This window comes from Mitsuaria sp. MSU3D, from assembly GCF_056867975.1.
In genome coordinates this window covers 5,914,079-5,930,841 of the sequence record NZ_CP200314.1, presented here as the reverse complement: position 1 = coordinate 5,930,841, position 16,763 = coordinate 5,914,079, and the positions used below count along the sequence as shown (strand labels likewise).

13 protein-coding genes are annotated in these 16,763 nt (G+C 68.7%); 7 read left to right on the top strand and 6 right to left on the bottom strand.

All coding sequences use genetic code 11. The features are described 5' to 3' along the window. The first annotated feature begins 91 nt into the window (after positions 1–91). The 4 genes from AC1VNM_RS26130 to AC1VNM_RS26115 all read left to right on the top strand — a co-directional run bounded on the left by AC1VNM_RS26130 (position 92) and on the right by AC1VNM_RS26115 (position 6,409). The gene (locus tag AC1VNM_RS26130) at positions 92–1,126 is read left to right on the top strand and encodes a TRAP transporter substrate-binding protein (protein ID WP_483108847.1); all 1,035 of its coding nucleotides are present in this window, start codon (positions 92–94) and stop codon (positions 1,124–1,126) included. Positions 1,127–1,301: 175 nt separating this feature from the next. After that, the gene (locus tag AC1VNM_RS26125; RefSeq protein ID WP_483109335.1) at positions 1,302–1,943 is read left to right on the top strand and encodes a TRAP transporter small permease; all 642 of its coding nucleotides are present in this window, start codon (positions 1,302–1,304) and stop codon (positions 1,941–1,943) included. Further along, on the top strand, positions 1,940–3,268 hold the full coding sequence (locus AC1VNM_RS26120; protein ID WP_088404913.1) for a TRAP transporter large permease: 1,329 nt from the start codon (positions 1,940–1,942) through the stop codon (positions 3,266–3,268). The genes AC1VNM_RS26125 and AC1VNM_RS26120 overlap by 4 nt, the downstream gene beginning before the upstream one ends. A gap of 276 nt (positions 3,269–3,544) precedes the next feature. Beyond that, a complete protein-coding gene (locus AC1VNM_RS26115; protein ID WP_483108846.1) occupies positions 3,545–6,409 on the top strand; it encodes a hypothetical protein in 2,865 nt (954 codons plus the stop codon). 51 nt (positions 6,410–6,460) lie between these two features. Here the strand turns inward: AC1VNM_RS26115 and AC1VNM_RS26110 are convergent, their stop codons facing one another. Further along, entirely contained in the window at positions 6,461–7,162 is a 702-nt protein-coding gene (locus tag AC1VNM_RS26110; protein ID WP_483108845.1) for an SDR family oxidoreductase, read from the bottom strand. A 73-nt stretch (positions 7,163–7,235) separates the two neighbouring features. Then, a complete protein-coding gene (locus AC1VNM_RS26105) occupies positions 7,236–8,369 on the bottom strand; it encodes a thiolase family protein (RefSeq protein ID WP_483108844.1) in 1,134 nt (377 codons plus the stop codon). 227 nt (positions 8,370–8,596) lie between these two features. On the opposite strand from AC1VNM_RS26105, the gene AC1VNM_RS26100 reads away from it, so the two are divergent. Next, the gene (locus AC1VNM_RS26100) at positions 8,597–9,127 is read left to right on the top strand and encodes a hypothetical protein (protein WP_483108843.1); all 531 of its coding nucleotides are present in this window, start codon (positions 8,597–8,599) and stop codon (positions 9,125–9,127) included. A 162-nt stretch (positions 9,128–9,289) separates the two neighbouring features. On the opposite strand, the gene fdhD is transcribed toward AC1VNM_RS26100, so the two are convergent. The 4 genes from fdhD to AC1VNM_RS26080 form a co-directional block, all read right to left on the bottom strand. Beyond that, positions 9,290–10,201, bottom strand: a complete 912-nt coding sequence (fdhD, locus tag AC1VNM_RS26095) for a formate dehydrogenase accessory sulfurtransferase FdhD (RefSeq protein WP_483108842.1) — start codon at positions 10,199–10,201, stop codon at positions 9,290–9,292. Then, positions 10,198–10,560, bottom strand: coding sequence for a hypothetical protein (locus tag AC1VNM_RS26090; RefSeq protein WP_483108841.1), 363 nt, complete (start codon positions 10,558–10,560; stop codon positions 10,198–10,200). The genes fdhD and AC1VNM_RS26090 overlap by 4 nt, the downstream gene beginning before the upstream one ends. 10 nt (positions 10,561–10,570) lie before the next feature. Further along, the gene (locus tag AC1VNM_RS26085; protein ID WP_483108840.1) at positions 10,571–12,928 is read right to left on the bottom strand and encodes an FdhF/YdeP family oxidoreductase; all 2,358 of its coding nucleotides are present in this window, start codon (positions 12,926–12,928) and stop codon (positions 10,571–10,573) included. A gap of 156 nt (positions 12,929–13,084) precedes the next feature. Beyond that, positions 13,085–14,755, bottom strand: coding sequence for an OFA family MFS transporter (locus AC1VNM_RS26080; RefSeq protein ID WP_483108839.1), 1,671 nt, complete (start codon positions 14,753–14,755; stop codon positions 13,085–13,087). Positions 14,756–15,487: 732 nt separating this feature from the next. Here AC1VNM_RS26080 and AC1VNM_RS26075 point away from each other — a divergent pair. Next, entirely contained in the window at positions 15,488–15,850 is a 363-nt protein-coding gene (locus tag AC1VNM_RS26075; protein WP_377157700.1) for a RodZ family helix-turn-helix domain-containing protein, read from the top strand. Positions 15,851–15,905: 55 nt separating this feature from the next. Further along, entirely contained in the window at positions 15,906–16,763 is an 858-nt protein-coding gene (locus AC1VNM_RS26070; RefSeq protein ID WP_483108838.1) for a hypothetical protein, read from the top strand.

Below are 16,763 nucleotides of genomic sequence, written 5' to 3'. Positions count from 1 at the left end.
TTCCACAATCCGCCACATTCCGCGACAGGTCGTCACTGCGCCTTCGTCACTGCACCTGGTCGGCGGATTCCGAAGAACACCAGGAGACCGCATGTCCGCCAATTTCCCCCGCCGCCTGCTGCTGTCGGCCGCCCTCGCCACCGTCGGCCTGTGTGCCGGCCTCGGCACCGCCGCGACCGCCTTCGCCCAGGCGCCGATCGTGATCAAGCTGAGCCACGTCGTCGCCCCCGACACCCCCAAGGGCAAGGGCGCGCAGCGCTTCAAGGAACTCGCCGAGGAACGCAGCAAGGCCCGGCTGAAGGTCGAGGTCTACCCCAACAGCCAGCTCTACAAGGACAAGGAAGAGCTCGAGGCGCTGCAGCTGGGCTCGGTCCAGATGCTGGCCCCGTCGCTGGCCAAGTTCGGCCCGCTGGGCGTCAAGGAGTTCGAGGTCTTCGACCTGCCCTTCCTGTTCAAGGACGACGCCTCGTTCCGCAACACGACCAACACGCTGGGCATGGAGCTGTTCAAGAAGCTCGAACCCAAGGGCATCAAGGGCCTGGCCTTCTGGGACAACGGCTTCCACATCATGAGCGCCAACAAGCCGCTGCACCATGTGGCGGACTTCAAGGGCCTGAAGATGCGCATCCAGTCCTCCAAGGTGCTGGACGCGCAGATGCGCGCGCTGGGCGCGATCCCGCAGGTGATGGCCTTCTCCGAGCTGTACCAGGCGCTGCAGTCCGGCGTGGTCGACGGCACCGAAGGCGTGCCGTCCAACTTCTACACGCAGAAGACCTACGAGGTGCAGAAGCACACGACGATCAGCAACCACGGCCACCTGGCCTACGCGCTGATCATCAACAAGAAGTTCTACGACGGCCTGCCGGCCGACCTGAAGGCGGTGGTCGACAGCAGCGTCAAGGACGCGACCACCTACGCCAACGCGATCGCGCAGACCGAAAACCAGCAGGCCTTCGAGAAGATCAAGGCCAGCGGCAAGACGACCATCTACACGCTGACGCCGGCGGAAGTGAACGAGTGGAAGCTGGCGCTGATGCCGGTCCACAAGGAGATGGAGTCGCGCGTGGGCAAGGCCACCGTCGAGGCGGCCTACAAAGCCGCCGGTTTCGTCCCCCCGACGAAGTAAGGCCCACCCCCTACCGGCTCACGCCGGCCCCCTCAAGGGGGCGAGCCCAGGAGCCTGGCGGAGCCAGTTCTCCGGGCTCCGCTTGATCGGTCCGCCCGCCTGCGGCGGCGTCCAGTGCCGCGCCCCTGCCTAGGGCGGCGCGGCTTTTCTTTGTCTGAAGGAGATCGCCATGTCCCTGAGATGGTTGGATCGATTGGAGGAAACGCTGATCGCGTTCCTCATGGGCGCCGCGACGCTGGTGATCGCGATGGCCGTGCTGCACCGCTTCCTGGCCGGCGTGCCGGCGGTGCAGGACTTCGTCATCCGCATCGACGTGAGCTGGGCGCAGGAACTGTGCATCTACATGTTCGTGTGGATGGCCAAGTTCGGCGCCGCCTACGGCGTTCGCGCCGGGACGCACGTCGGGGTCGACGTGGTGGTGCGCAAGCTCAAGCCCGGGCATGCGAAGTACCTCGTGATCTTCAGCCTGCTGGCCGGCGCGCTCTTCACCGCGACAGTGGGCACGCTGGGCGCGACCTTCGTGTGGGAGAACGGCGCGCACTACGCCTTCACGCACGCGCTGGGCATCGAGAACCCCGACCTCTTCGAAGGCCCGACCTCGCCCGACCTGGAGATCCCGACCTGGATCGCCTACTCCTGCGTGCCGCTGGGGTCCTACCTGATGTGCTTCCGCTTCCTGCAGGTGTGCTGGACCTTCATCCGCACCGGTGAAGCGCCGCATGCGGACCACGGCCACGTCGAAGGCATCGAGGACGACGTCGCCGCGGTGGGCTCGGCCAAGACGGCCGAGGAAGCTTCGAAGGGAGACCGCGCATGAACACGCTGATCATCTTCTCGCTGCTGGTGGTGCTGATGCTCACCGGCATGCCGATCTCGATCTCGCTGGGCCTGACGGTCCTGACCTACCTCTTCACGATGACGAACGTGCCGATCGAATCGGTCGCGCTCAAGCTGTTCACCGGCATCGAGAAGTTCGAGATCATGGCCGTCCCGTTCTTCATCCTGGCGGGCAACTTCCTGACGCACGGCGGGGTGGCGCGGCGGATCATCCACTTCGCCACGACCATGATCGGCCACTGGTACGGCGGGCTCGGCCTGGCCGGCGTGCTGGCCTGCGCGATGTTCGCGGCGATCTCGGGCTCGTCGGTGGCGACGGTCGTCGCGGTCGGCTCCATCATCCTGCCGGCGATGACCAAGCAGGGCTACCCGAAGCAGTTCGGGGCCGGGGTGATCACGACCTCCGGCGCGCTGGGCATCCTGTTCCCGCCGTCGATCAACCTGGTGATGTTCTCGATCGCCACGGCCGGCATGTCGGCCACGGGCCCGCACGGCGAGGTCGTCGGCACCGCGTCCGTCGGCCAGTTGTTCATGGCCGGCGTCGTGCCGGGCGTGTGCCTGTCGATCCTGCTGGGCATCACGACCTGGTACCGCGCCAAGAAGTACGACTACCCGCGCATGGTCAAGGCCACCTGGGGCGAACGCTTCAAGGCCTTCCGCGACAGCTTCTGGGGCCTGATGCTGATCGTCGTCGTCATCGGCGGCATCTACAGCGGCAAGTTCACGCCGACCGAGGCCGCCGCCGTGGCCGCCGTCTACGCCTTCATCATCTCGGTCTTCGTCTACAAGGACATGGGCTTGAAGGACGTGCCCAAGGTGCTGCTGAAGGCCGCGGCGATGAGCTCGATGCTGCTCTACATCATCACCAACGCGGTGCTGTTCAGCTTCCTGATGGCGTCGGAGCAGATCCCGCAGACGATGGCCGCGTGGATGTCGGCGCAGGGCTTCGGTCTGTTCGTCTTCCTGCTGCTGGTCAACCTGATCCTGCTGGGCGCGGGCAACTTCATGGACCCCGCCGCGATCGTGCTGATCATGGCGCCCATCCTGTTCCCGGTGGCGGCCAAGCTGGGCGTCGATCCGGTGCACCTGGGCATCCTGATGGCGGTGAACATGGAGGTCGGCCTCTGCCACCCGCCGGTGGGCTTGAACCTCTACGTGGCCTCGGGGATCACGAAGATGGGGATCACCGAACTCACCGTCGCCGTGTGGCCATGGCTGCTCACGATGCTGGGCTTCCTGATGGTGGTCACCTACTGGCCGACGCTGTCGCTGGCGCTGCCGAGGGCCTTGGGTCTGGTCGGCTGACGGCGACGCCGTTCCCTCTCGAAGCCCCGCCGGCGCGCAAGCGCCGCGGGGCTTTTCTCATGGCGCGATACCTGCTCTCGAGGGCCCTCGCCTCCCCCGCAAGAGGTAGGCGTGTGGCGTGCCTTCCGCCGGATTCCGCAACACGGGTAACGGTCGATGTCAGAGGGGCGGGATCGATTGACGCGCCCAGTAGCGGACCACTTTAATGCGCTGCCCTGACGCACGACCTGCGCGTCGGGACCGAACACGCCGGCCTCAGCGCCGAGAGGATTCCGCATGGCGCTCGCTCCCCGTCCCACCACCGCTGAATGGCTCCGCCGGTCCGCCGTCAGATCGACCCGGGCCGCGTTGGCCGTTGCCCTGCTCGCGGCCTTGAGCGCCTGCGGCGGCGGAAACGGTGATGAAGCCAAACCGCAGACCAATCCACCGGTGTCCACGGAGCCGGGAACCGGCGGCGGCGCCGGCACTGGAACTGGCGGGACGGGCGCTGGCGGCGGCACGGGCGGAGACCCCACCGCCGAAATCCCGCCGCCCCCGTCCACGCCGATGTTGCCGACCACGCCGGTGGACCCTGAACCTGCGCCGCCCGCACCGCCGCCACAGACCACGCCGACCGCGCCAGCACCTTCTCCCGCTCCCGCGCCTTCGCCGGCCCCAGCGCCGGCGCCTGCGCCGCCGACCTCGGGGGGCCCGACCGCCACGACCCCGCTGAGCCTGCCGCTTGAACTGCTGGGCCCCGGCCTGCCCAGCGCGCCGACGGTGGCGACGGCGAACCTGACGCTCGACGTGAACGGCGTCGGCGCCGCCACCGAGCTGTGGCTGCGTTGCCATCGCTGCGGCTTCTTCGGTCCGCCCGAGTACGAGGCCACGACCGAGACGCCCGCCAAGGTCAAGGCAAGCCTGCGCATCCTCGGTGGCACCGCGGCAGCGAACGCGAGTGCGATCCCCTGGATCGACATCACCGACGCCACGATGACGCTCGCCGACGCCGAGCGCGTGCAGGGCGGCCTGCAGCGCGGCGGCGGCCTCTACACCGCCCGCATGAAGCTGACGCTGGACGCGGCCACCCGCGCGCGTCTGGTCAGCGGCGTGAACCTGGTGCAGTTCCGCTTCAACGGCAGCGACGGTGAGTCCAACGGCTACCGCGTCATCGACCTGCAGTTCCGCAATGCGCAGGGTCAGAGCCTGGCGACCAACGCGGTGGCGCGTGCCGACATCAACGCCGAGAAGGTGGCCGGCCGCACGCTGACGGCCGACGTCGCCGCCGGCGAGAAGCTGTGGAAGGCGGAGAACCGCCTGATGAAGTCGACGCTGGTGAACCACCAGCTCCGCGCGGCGTGCGCCTCCTGCCACGCGTCGGACGGCCGCGACCTGCAGTACTTCAACTACTCCAACAACGCGATCGTCCAGCGCTCGCGCTTCCACGGCCTGAGCGAAGCCGAAGGCGGCCAGATCGCCGCCTACCTGCGCTACGCGCTGCGCGAGATGCCGCATGTGGCGCAGGCCGCGCCGTGGAATCCGCCCTATCAGCCGGGGCCAGGTCTTGACAGCAGGCCGGTCACGGAGTGGTCCGCGGGCGCCGGCCTGGACGCGGTCCTCGACTCGCCGACGGACGCGGTCAAGGCGCTGTTCGGCAAGCCGCTCGACGGCTCGGCGCTTGCGCTGACGCAGGCCGACGTGGACAAGGTGATGGACGCCGACGCGACGCTCAACACCCGCGAGATCCCGCTGCCGATCCAGTTCCCGGACTGGAACTCCTACCTGCCGGCGATGCATCCGCTGGACATCTGGCCGACCGGCGCCAACGCGGTCGGGTCGTTCGAGAAGGGCGCGACCTTCACCGCCGACAACCGCCGCCTGGATCCGCTGGCCACCTCGAAGAAGATCGCCGCCTGGTTCGAGTCGCACCGCTCCGGCACCTTCGGCGACTGGAGCCACCTGACCCCGCAGCAGCGCAACGAGATCCAGTCGATGCTCCAGCCCTCCGGCTTCGAGCTCTATGCCTTCCTCGGCGGTGGCCGGGGCAACCACATCGCGACCACGGGTCAGTACGGCGCGCAGGTCGGCGCCGCGCAACTGCTGAAGTCCGCCTCGTCCGCCCGCATCGCCTCGGAGCCCGCCGCCTTCACGACCAACGCCTTCATCGAGCGGGTGGTCGGCAACGCGCTGCAGTGGAACCTCGTCCAGCAATGGGAATGGGCGCAGCGCTACGGGCTGGAAGGCGACCAGCGCTGGTTCATCGGCAACTACGACGCGACCGCCAAGACCTGGGCCGGCCGGGGCGAGACACGCGGTTGGCCGTTCAACACCGTCAGCGCCTTCTTCCTGGCGCCGCACATGGTCTATCAGCAGGACACCGACGCCACCGGCAAGATCACCCGCGAGTGGCTGCTGGCCTGGGAGACCGGCAACAAGCTCGGCTCCTACACGCGGACCAACGCCTGGTACCAGATGCAGGTCACGCTCAATCCCGGCGCGCAGAGCGACTGGGTGAACTTCTCGGTGGACTGGCCCTATCTGACCGGCTTCGACTCGCTGCTGTCGCAGACGCTCGGCGACGCGACGCCCGCGCAGTCCACGGCCGCGCTGATGAGCGACATCCGCCTGCTGCAGGCGCGCATCAAGTCGGCGCAGTTCGTCAACAACAGCATCCCGCTGTGGGTGCCGACGGACACGCGCTCGATCATCAACAACCGCGGACGCTTCAGCAAGGCGGCGGTGGTCAAGCACCTGAACCCGATCAACTTCATGGAGGCCGTCTCCACGCAGGCGACGCAGACCTCGCCGTTCCGCCGCCTCGACAAGCTGCAGGCCGGTCTCACACTGAAGCTGCTGAACGGCGCGTTCAAGCAGTTCAACCAGCTCTACACGGTCACCGATCCAGCGATCTGGCGCCGCTGCGACCCGAACAACATGGACCTCGGCGAAGCCGAACCCACGGCCGGCTTCGGCTTCTGCCTGGACCGGACGAAGCAGCCGCTGACGCTCAAGTCACCCGGCGTCTACGTCATGGCGTCCACGGACTACCGCAGCACGGCCGAGCAGAAGCTGCAGTACGCGGTCTGGAAGGCGGGCACGCTCGGCGCTGACCCGGACCGCGTCAAGACGCTGAACGACTGGCTGCTGCGCGCCTGGCCGTGAGGCCGGCGCCCGCGGCGGCGGGACGGCAACCGGACGGTTGCCGATCGATGTTCAGACGCCGCCGCGATAGCTGCCCTGGTCGGCCGAGAGGCCGGCCTTGACGCCGCGCGACAGTTCGTCGGCGTAGACCTCGTCGCGACCCGCGGCGATCGCGTCCAGCACCTGCTTCGCGACGTCGAGCGGATCGGCCTTCGGCGCGTCGAGGCGGGCGGTCATGTCCGTGTCCATGAACCCCACGTGCAGCGCGACGACCGACGTGCCCTGCTCCTTCAGCTCCAGGCGCAGGCCGTTGGTCACCGACCAGGTCGCCGCCTTCGACACGCTGTAGGTGGCGGCGCCCGTGAGGTTGAGCCAGCTCAGCACCGACAGCACATTCACCACCGCGCCGCCGCCCTGCGCCTTCAGCACGGGCGCGAAGGCGCGCGTCAGTTCCAGGGGACCGACGACGTTGGTCTCGAACTCGTCGCGCAGCGCCGCCAGCGCGTTGTCGCCCAGCAGCGGCGAGCCGCGCGAGATGCCCGCGTTGTTGATCAGCAGCGTGACGTCGCCGGCGGCTCGCACGGCGGCCTCGATCTGTTCCGGCTTCGTCACGTCCAGCTTCACCGGCACGACGCCGGGCAGATCGATCGACGACGGATCCCGCGCGGCGGCGTAGATCTTCTTCACGCCGGCGGCCTGCAGCGCCTTGACGAAGCTCTTGCCCAGACCGCGATTGGCGCCGGTGACGAAGGCGACGGTGTTCTTGAAGTCCATGATGAATCCTTGGCGAATGGGAAACGGGGAAACGAAGGGATGAGCGGCGTTGTCGCGTGGGAGGACGCCGGGATCAGACGCGCTCAAGCACTGTGGCAATGCCCTGCCCACCGCCGATGCACTGCGTGGCGACGGCGTAACGACCGCCGGTGCGCTGCAGCAGCGCGGCCGCCTTGCCGGTGATGCGCGCGCCGGTGGCGCCGAGCGGATGCCCGATGGCCAGGCCGCCGCCGTCGAGGTTCACGCGTTCCGGGTCCAGGCCCAGGTCGCGGATGCAGGCCAGCGCCTGCGAGGAGAAGGCCTCGTTGAGCTCGACGACATCGATCTGGTCGACGCTCAGCCCGGCGCGCTTGAGCGCCAGTTGCGTCGCGGGCACGGGACCGATCCCCATCACCGCCGGATCGACGCCGACGCTGGCGAAGCTGACGACGCGCGCCAGCGGCGCGATGCCATGGCGACGGGCGAAGTCCTCGGTGCAGACCAGCACGACCGATGCGCCATCGGTCAGCGGCGACGAGGTGCCCGCCGTGACCACGCCGTCCGGTCGGAACACCGGCTTCAACGAGGCGAGCGCCTCCAGCGTCGTGCCGGGACGGATGCAGCCATCCTCCTCGACCGTCTCGCCGGCGGCATTGACCACCGGCACGATCTCCTCGCGCAGCAGCCCGTCGGCGCGCGCCGCCGCAGCCTTGCGATGGGAGGCCAGCGCGAACGCCTCCTGATCCGCGCGGCTCACCTCCCAGCGCTGGGCGACGTTTTCGGCCGTATCGCCCATGGAGATATACGCGTCGGTGTCGGCCTGCAGCGCCGGATGCGGCGAGAAATTGAAGCCGCCCTGCGGCACGAAGGTCATCGACTCGACGCCGACGCAGAGGTAGGCCTCGCCGATGCCGGCCTCCAGGTTCGCGGCGGCGATGTGCACCGCCTGCATCGACGAGCCGCAGAAGCGGTTCACCGTCATGCCCGGCACGCTGTGCGGCAGGCCCGCCAGCAGGCCCACGATGCGCGCCAGGTTGTTGCCCTGCGCGGCCTCCGGATAGGCGCAGCCGAGGATCACGTCCTCGATCTCGCCGCCGGCCACGCCGGTGCGCGCCAGCAGCCCGCGCACGGCCTGCGCGGCCAGGTCGTCGGGCCGCGTCTGGGCCAGCGCCCCCTTCTTCGCGAAATGGAACGGCGTACGGGCGTAGGCGGCGATCAGCGCTTTCATTCACGTCTCCTTGAGCATTTCAATGTCGCTCGACATGAATAATGTAATGTCGACCGTCATCGAAACGCAGCGGGGTACTGGTCTTGCCCCTGGTGGCGAAGGGGATGTAGGCACGCGCCTCCCCGGATCCCCCATGTCCACGGGGGAAAGTCCCGACTCCGACTTCAGCCGTGCTTCAGCCCCGCCGCGCACTGTGAGGATTCGCGGGCTGGAGGTTGGAGGACGACATGGCGCACTCGTCGCGCAGGACTTGGCGGACCCTCGTCGGTGTGGCTGCTGCCGTTGGCATCGTGAGTGCCGCGGGCATCGCCACGGCGGCACCGGAAGCGGAGCCGGCGGCCTCGGCGCCGCCGCCGACTCCGGTATCGACATCGGCTTCCGACGCCGCCACCTCAGCCGAGCGCGCCCGTCAGCCGCTCGCGTTGCAGGCCTCGCTCGCGGCTCTGCGGACCCGGCTCCGAGCCAGCGCCACCGGTGCGCCCGAGGGCGCCAGGTCCAACGTGATGCTGAACCGGAGCCTCGACATCCAGGTCATTGAGCTCCCGCGCGAGGGCGCGCCCATCGGCCCGCCGCCCAAGCGCGCGCATCATGCGCTGAGCATCGGCATGGAGGGCCCGAAGCAGATGTTGCGGGGGCTTGGACTGGATGCCACCGAGTGCGCCGCGCGCTTCCGCATGCCGTCGAAGCTGAGCCGCAAGGGTGACGGATCAGCGCAGATCGACGTCACCGCCCAATTGGGCATGGGCTGCAAGTTCTGAAGTCCTCGGTATCCCCCCCCGGAAGTCCTCGGTAGCAAAACCGGGGAAGTACGGTGATGTCTGGGGACGGCATTGCTGGGGGTTCAGGCGCTTGCCGCCTGGGCCCCCTGCAATGGCGGCCAACGCCCCGGCAGCCGCAGGTGGGCGGTCACCCGAACGCCCCTACGCGTACAACGTCGCGCGACCTTCCCGGACGAAGCCTGCGAGCCGCAGCCCACAGGACTGCGCCGTCCTGATTGCCAGGTGCGTCGGCGCGCTCACGGCGGCCAGCATTGGCATGCCGGCGATGGCGGCCTTCTGGACCATCTCGAAGCTGGCTCGGCTGGTGACTGCGGCGAAGCCTTGCGACGCGTCGATGCTGGCTTTGGCCATCGCGCCGATCAGCTTGTCGAGCGCGTTGTGGCGGCCGACGTCTTCGCGCACGAGGACGACTTCGCCATCCGGGCGGCACCAGGCCGCCGCGTGGATGCCGCCGGTGCGTTGCTGCAGCGGCTGTGCCGCGGCCAGCTCGCGCATCGCGCGCGACAGCGCCGGCACGAGGGCTGCGGTGTCGCCGAGGGCGGCCGGCAGCGGCGGCACCGGCCGATCCGGCACGCGGAAGACCTGATCGAGGTTGTCGGTGCCGCAGAGCCCGCACCCGGTGCGGCCGGCCATGCTGCGGCGGCGTTCCTTGAGCAGCGCTTCGCAGCGCGCCGTGACGCGCAGCTGCAGCGCGACGCCGTTGGGCCGCGTCCGCACTTCCACGTCGAGCAGGTCGGCCGGCGAAGCCAGCAATCCTTCGGTCAGCGAGAAGCCGAGCGCGAAGTCCTCGAGATCCAGCGGCGTCGCCAGCATCACCGCGTGCGACAGGCCGTTGTACTCGAGCGCGATCGGGACTTCCTCGGCGACGAACTCCTCGTCCGCCGCGCGCGTGGCGCCAAGCCGCTCGGGCCGCACCGCGATCAATGCGGACGGCAGCGGCGCGTCGTCATCCGCGTCCGACAGGGCGCAGGCGTCGTTGGTCGGGTCGCTCGTCGCGTCGTTCGGCGCGTTATTCGTCGCGCCCTTCGGCGCATCGTTCACGGTGTCGCTCATGGCGCCGGCCTCGCTGCGTTGCCGGCATCGGCCTCTCCATCGCCCCGCCCGGCCGGCGTGATCCTCGCGATCCAGCGCCCGTCCTCATCGACGTGCAACCGGACCCAGCCCGGCCCCTGCTGGTCGCCGACGCGCGCATCGCTCATCAGCGTATAGAGCCGCAGCAGCACGCTGACACGCAGCCCCGTGCGCTTGGCCAGCCGCGGCAGCGAGACGCCGTTGCCGGCATCCAGCTCCGCCAGCGTCTCCAGCGCGAACCGCGCCTGCGCGGCCATGTCGCCGTCGTCCTCGCTCCCGTCCTCGACCTGGCGGTCCGGACCGTCGTGGACTTCAGCGGCGAGCGCGTCGGCGCGGTTCATCGCCACTGCCTCAGGCGTTCGCCCCGGCCACCGAGCGCGCCTGGTCCTGCGGCAGCGGCGCGTCCTGCTCGCGCAGCGTCAGCACCACCGGGATGGACTTCGACGTCGGCGTGCCCGCGCCGATGGACACGCTGCTCAGCGGCACCAGCGCGTTGGTCTCCGGGAAGTAGCTGGCCAGGCAGCCGCGCGGGATGTCGTACTCGATGAGCACGAACTTCTCCGCGCGACGCGTGTCGCCGTCGCTGTAGACGCTGGTGATGTCGACCCACTGGCCGGCCTTCATGCCGATCGCCTTCAAGTCTTCCCGGTTGATGAACACCACGCGACGATGGCCCCAGACACCGCGGTAGCGATCGTCCATGCCGTAGATCGTCGTGTTGTACTGGTCGTGCGAGCGCACCGTCGCCAGATTGAAGACTACCGTCTTCTCATCGCGCATCCGCGCGCGCGCCTGGTGCAGCGGCGTGTCCGTCGGCAACTGATAGGCGATGAAGTTGGCCTTGCCGGTCGGCGTGTTCCAGACGCGTTCCGACGCGGTGTTGCGCAGGCGGAAGCCGCCCGGCGTCTTGATCTTCTCGTTGAAGCCCTTGAAGTCGTCGAAGACCTCTTCGATCTTGTCGCGGATGCGCGAGTAGTCCTCCACCAGCCACATCCACGGCGTCTTCGAGCGACCCTTCAGCGTCGCTGCGGCCAGGCGCGCCACGATCATCGGCTCGGACAGCAGGTGCTCCGAGGCCGGCGCGTTCATGCCGCTGGAGATGTGGACCATGCTCATCGAGTCTTCCACCGTCACGCCCTGCGGGCCGGTGGCCTGCATGTCGATCTCGGTGCGGCCCAGGCAGGGCAGCACCAGCGCCTCCTTGCCGTGGATCGTGTGGCTGCGGTTGAACTTGGTCGTCACGTGGACGGTCAGGTCGGTGGCGCGCAGCGCCTTCCACGTCGCGATCGTGTCCGGCGTCGCCGCGGCGAAGTTGCCGCCCAGCGCGAAGAACACCTTGCCCTTGCCGTCGAGCATCGCCTGGATGGACTCGACGGTGCCGTAGCCGTTCTCGCGCGGCGGCTCGAAGCCGAAGACCTGGCCCAGGCGGTCCAGCAGCGCCTTGGGCGGCTTCTCGTAGATGCCCATCGTGCGGTCGCCCTGCACGTTGGAGTGGCCGCGCACCGGGCAGGCGCCCGCGCCTTCGCGGCCCAGGTTGCCGCGCAGCATCAGCAGCGCCGCGATGTGCTGGATCGTCGCGACCGAATGCTGGTGCTGCGTGATGCCCATGCCCCAGCAGATGATCACGCGCTTGGCCTGCGCGTAGAGGTCGCCGGCGGCGCAGAGCTGCTCCTGCGACAGCCCGGATTCGGCCTCCAGCGCTTCCCAGCTTTCGGCCCGGATGCTGGCCTCGAATTCCTCGATGCCGTTGGTGTGCTCGGCGATGAAGCCCAGGTCCAGCACGCGTTCGCCGCCGGCGGCCACCGCCGCGTCGTCGAGCTCGAAGACGCGCTTGCACAGCGCCTTCATGACGGCCATGTCGCCGCCGATGCGCAGCTGGAAGTAGTTGGTCGAGATGGGCGTGCTGCCCAGCGTCGCCATCTCCATCTTGTCCTGCGGATCGGCGAAGCGCTCCAGGCCGCGCTCGCGCAGCGGGTTGAAGCTGACGATCTTGCAGCCGCGCTTGGACGCCTCGCGCAGTTCGCCGAGCATGCGCGGGTGGTTCGTGCCGGGGTTCTGGCCGAAGATGAAGATCGCGTCCGCCTGCTCGAAGTCGTGCAGCGTCACCGTGCCCTTGCCGATGCCGATCGTCGGCTTCAGGCCCTGGCCGCTGGGCTCGTGGCACATGTTCGAGCAGTCGGGGAAATTGTTGGTGCCGAACTCGCGCACGAACAGCTGGTAGAGGAACGCGGCCTCGTTGCTGGCGCGGCCCGAGGTGTAGAACATCGCCTCGTTGGGGCTCTGCAGCGCGTTCAGGCGCGCGGCGATCAGCTCGAAGGCGTCGTCCCAGGCGATCGGCGTGTAGCGGTCCGTGGCGCGGTCGTAGACCAGCGGTTCGGTGATGCGGCCGAGGTTCTCGAGGTCGTAGTCGGACCACTCGGCCAGTTCGCTGACGGTGTGTCCGCCCAGCACGGTGGCCGTGGCGCGATGCGCGGTCGCCTCCGCGGCGATCGCCTTGGCGCCGTTCTCGCAGAACTCGAAGGTCGAGCGGTGGTCCCGGTCGGGCCACGCGCAGCCGGGGCAGTCGAAGCCGTCCGGCTGGTTGGCCGACAGCAGCGTCTTGGCGCCCTTCATCGCGACGCCCTGCTGCTGCAGGTGCTTGGCGACACTTCTCAGCGCGCCCCAGCCGCCCGCCGGGCCCTTGTAGAAGTGAATCTTCTGGTCGCTCATCGAGTCCTCCGGAATCGTTGTTCCCCTGTCCGCCCCTCGCCCAACGCGAGGTCTTGAAACAGAGTCGCCCCGTGGTCGTCGTGGACGGCCGCCGGGGCGAGGGTCATGCTAGCCGGTCAGGCGCTCGCGCGCCGCCGGCGGGGTTTGAGCGTCGGCTCAGCTGAAGAACTTCGACGCGCTCAGCAGCGTGCGATAGATGCCCCAGGCCAGCGGGATGCCCACGGCCAGCCAGGCCAGCGCGACCAGCGCGGTCGGCGTGGCGCGGCCGGCGCCCGGGCCGCTGCCCACTTCGGCGGCGGCGGCCTTCTCGTGCGCCAGCTTCTTCTCGACGGCCAGTTCGGCGTCGGTCATGAAGTGCTTGTCGGCGACCGGACGGATGGCCAGGTTGGCCAGCAGGCCGATGACCAGCATGCCCACCAGGATGTACATCGTCTGGTTGTAGACCTGCTCGCGCGGGATGCCCAGGCCCAGCTGGTAGTCGCGCATGTAGTTCACGACGATCGGGCCGAGGATGCCGGCGGTGGCCCACGCGGTCAGCAGGCGGCCGTGGATCGCGCCCACCATCTGCGTGCCGAAGAGGTCGCCCAGGTAGGCCGGCACGGTGGCGAAGCCGCCGCCGTACATCGACAGGATGATGCAGACCGCGCCCACGAAGGCCAGCTTGTGACCCGCGGCCGCGCTGCTCGGCAGGCTGGCGTACAGCAGGCCGCCCAGCACGAAGAACACGGTGTAGGTGAGCTTGCGGCCCAGCTTGTCCGACAGCGACGCCCACACGAAGCGGCCGCCGATGTTGAACAGGCTCAGCAGGGCGGTGAAGCCGCCGGCGATCGCGGCGATCGCGGCCAGCTGCGTCTTGTCGAGCTCGGCGAACTTGGCTTCCACGCCGATCAGCGAGCCGCCGAAGATCTCCTGCAGCATCGGGCTGGCCATGCCGATCACGCCGATGCCGGCGGACACGTTCATGCACAACACGATCCAGACCAGCCAGAACTGCGGGATGCCCCACACCTTCTTCACGTGCACGTGGCGCTGCGTGATCATGGTGTTGGCGGCCTGCGCCGCCGGCGGGGTCCAGCCCGCGGGCTTCCAGCCGGTGGGCGGCACGCGGTAACCCAGCGCGCCGGCGACCATGAACAGGAAGTACACCACGGCCATGATGACGAAGGTCTGCATCACGCCCGCGTCGGTCGGGGTGGCGAAGTTCTTCATCAGCTCGACGGCCAGCGGCGAACCGATCATCGCGCCGCCGCCGAAGCCCATGATGGCCATGCCGGTCGCCATGCCGCGGCGGTCCGGGAACCACTTGATCAGCGTCGACACGGGCGAGATGTAGCCCAGGCCCAGGCCGATGCCGCCGATCACGCCGGAGCCCAGGATCATCATCCAGAACTGGTGGGTGTGGATGCCGATCGCGGAGATCAGCATGCCGCCGCACCAGCACACGGCCGAGACCAGGCCGGCCTTGCGCGGACCGGCGCGTTCGAGCCAGCCGCCCCAGATCGCGGCGGCGCAGCCCAGGAACACGAAGAACAGCGTGTACATCCAGCCCAGCGTGGCGACGCTCCAGTCGCACTGGGTGGTGAACAGCTGGGCGAAGAAGCCCACGTCCTTGCCGCACGCGGCGCCGGTGCCGGCGGTCTGCAGCATCTTGGAGAGCGGCAGCCAGAACACCGAGAAGCCGTAGGCCATCCCGATGCACAGGTGGATGGCGAGCGCGCTCGGCGGCACCAGCCAGCGGTTGAAACCGGGAGCGGCGATGGTGCGCTCCTTGTCCAGCCAGCTCAAGCCGGCGGATCCGCCGCCCTGGTCGGTCAGCACAGTAGACATGGGTCCTCCTCAAACAATGAAAGGCGGCCGCGACGCGGCCCGCTGAACACGAACGGCGCCGAACCCTCAAACGGCGCCGATCGACCGCGTCCCGTGTTCCGACGTCCCCGTCCCTTTCGGCATCAAGAAACCGTTAGGGGAACAGTATCTGGTGACACGCTGAAAAAGTTGGGGCAGAACGCTCGCGGCGGGCGCGATCTTGACGCATGTCAGTGACATCCTTTGACAACCACACCTTGTAAGCGGACATCTATCGCACGAAACCGACAGCCGGCGCCTGTGAAACGCCCGGCGGTAACCGAATGTGCCCTGGGGAATTTGGGCGATTGACGCACAACACCCCCTGGAGCGGGTGTCCACCCCAGGAGGTCCGGGGGATGCCCGGCTCCAGGGGGGATTGTTGAGGTCCCCACAACGGTGCGTTGCGCTGCGCGTCATTTATGCGATCGGGGTGAATGCCTATTGTTCGGAGGTTTCCTGTCTCCGAAGGCGTCCATCAGCGCCTTCTTCACCGGACCGCCCTTCACGGGCCGTCCGGTTTTTCTTTGGGCGTCCGGCGGCGCGGGGATCGCCGTTTGCCCCGATGAACACGCGGATGTATCGGGGTGCAACTTGCCGTTTGTCCTACAAATCCTCGCGCCATCAGACGACGTCGGACGCCCCGACGACCGTCCAAAGTAGGTCCTAACCGATCTCCACCGATCGGCCCCTCAAGCCCAAAGGAGAGACCACATGAACGCGACCAAATCCCTCGTCACCGGTGCCGTTGCCCTGACCGCCTTCGCCAGCGTGCTGGGCCTGGCCTATGCGCAGGTCGAGAACTCGACCGAGTCCACCCCGACGCAAGCGACGCAGGAACAGTACCCCGCCACGCAGACCGAGCAGCAGGCGCCTGCCGACCAGAGCATGACGCCGGCCGACCAGTCGAACGCGGCCACCACGCAGCAGAACCAGACCACGCCTGAGGCGCAGTCGCAGCAGACCCAGCCCTCGTCCACGGACCAGTGGCAGAACCAGCAACCGGCCACGCAAGACCCGCTGCCGGCCGAGCCGACCAGCGCCGGCACGCCGGCTCCCCGCGCCGACCGCAACTGATCGGTGGGTTCGCACCGCCGCCACGCCCGGACCTGAGCTCTCCTGAAAGCCCCCCATGCTGCGCGCCTCCAGCGGGTACTTCTTCAGCGATCCGCCGCCACCGAAGCCGTTCCGGCCGGTTGCGGGCTGGATCCCGGAGCACCTGCGGGAACGCGCGGGATGGGCGGCACAGGGACTGGCGCTGGGCCTGGCCGGCGCGCTGCTGGCCTGGCCGGCGGCCACCTTCCTCATGAAGCAGCTGCGGCCGGCTCCGCCCGTCGTGGCCCGTCACACCACTTCCGCACCGGTCCAGCCGGTCGTCCACGCTCCCGCGCCAGTGTTGCGGACCGGCAAGGCCGACTTCGGCAAGACCAAGGTTTCCAAGCAGGCCCGCCAGCTCGCCCAATGGGTGATGGCGGGCTGGGATCACAACGGACGGCCGTTCGCGATCCTCGACAAGCGCCAGGCCCAGGTGCTGGTGTTCAACCCCGACGGCAAGCTCCAGGCGACCACGCCGGTGCTGCTGGGTTACGCCGCCGGTGACGACAGCGTCGCGGGCATCGGCCTGCGGCCCATCGCCGAGGTGCGTCCCGGCGAACGCACCACGCCGGCCGGACGCTTCGTCGCGCAACCCGGCAAGAACGCCGGGCACGAGGACGTGCTCTGGGTCGACTACGAGGCCGCCGTGTCCATGCACCGCGTGCGCCCGATCAATCCCGCGGAACGTCGCCTGGAGCGTCTGGCCTCGCCCACGCCCAAGGACAACCGCATCAGCTTCGGCTGCATCAACATGCCGGTGAAATTCTTCGAGCAGACGCTGTGGCCGACGTTCGGCAAGCAAGGGGGCATCGTGTACGTGCTGCCCGAGAAGAAGGCGATGGAACAGGTCTTCGCGGAACAGATGCGCCGCGCCAAGGCCGGACCGTCCACATGA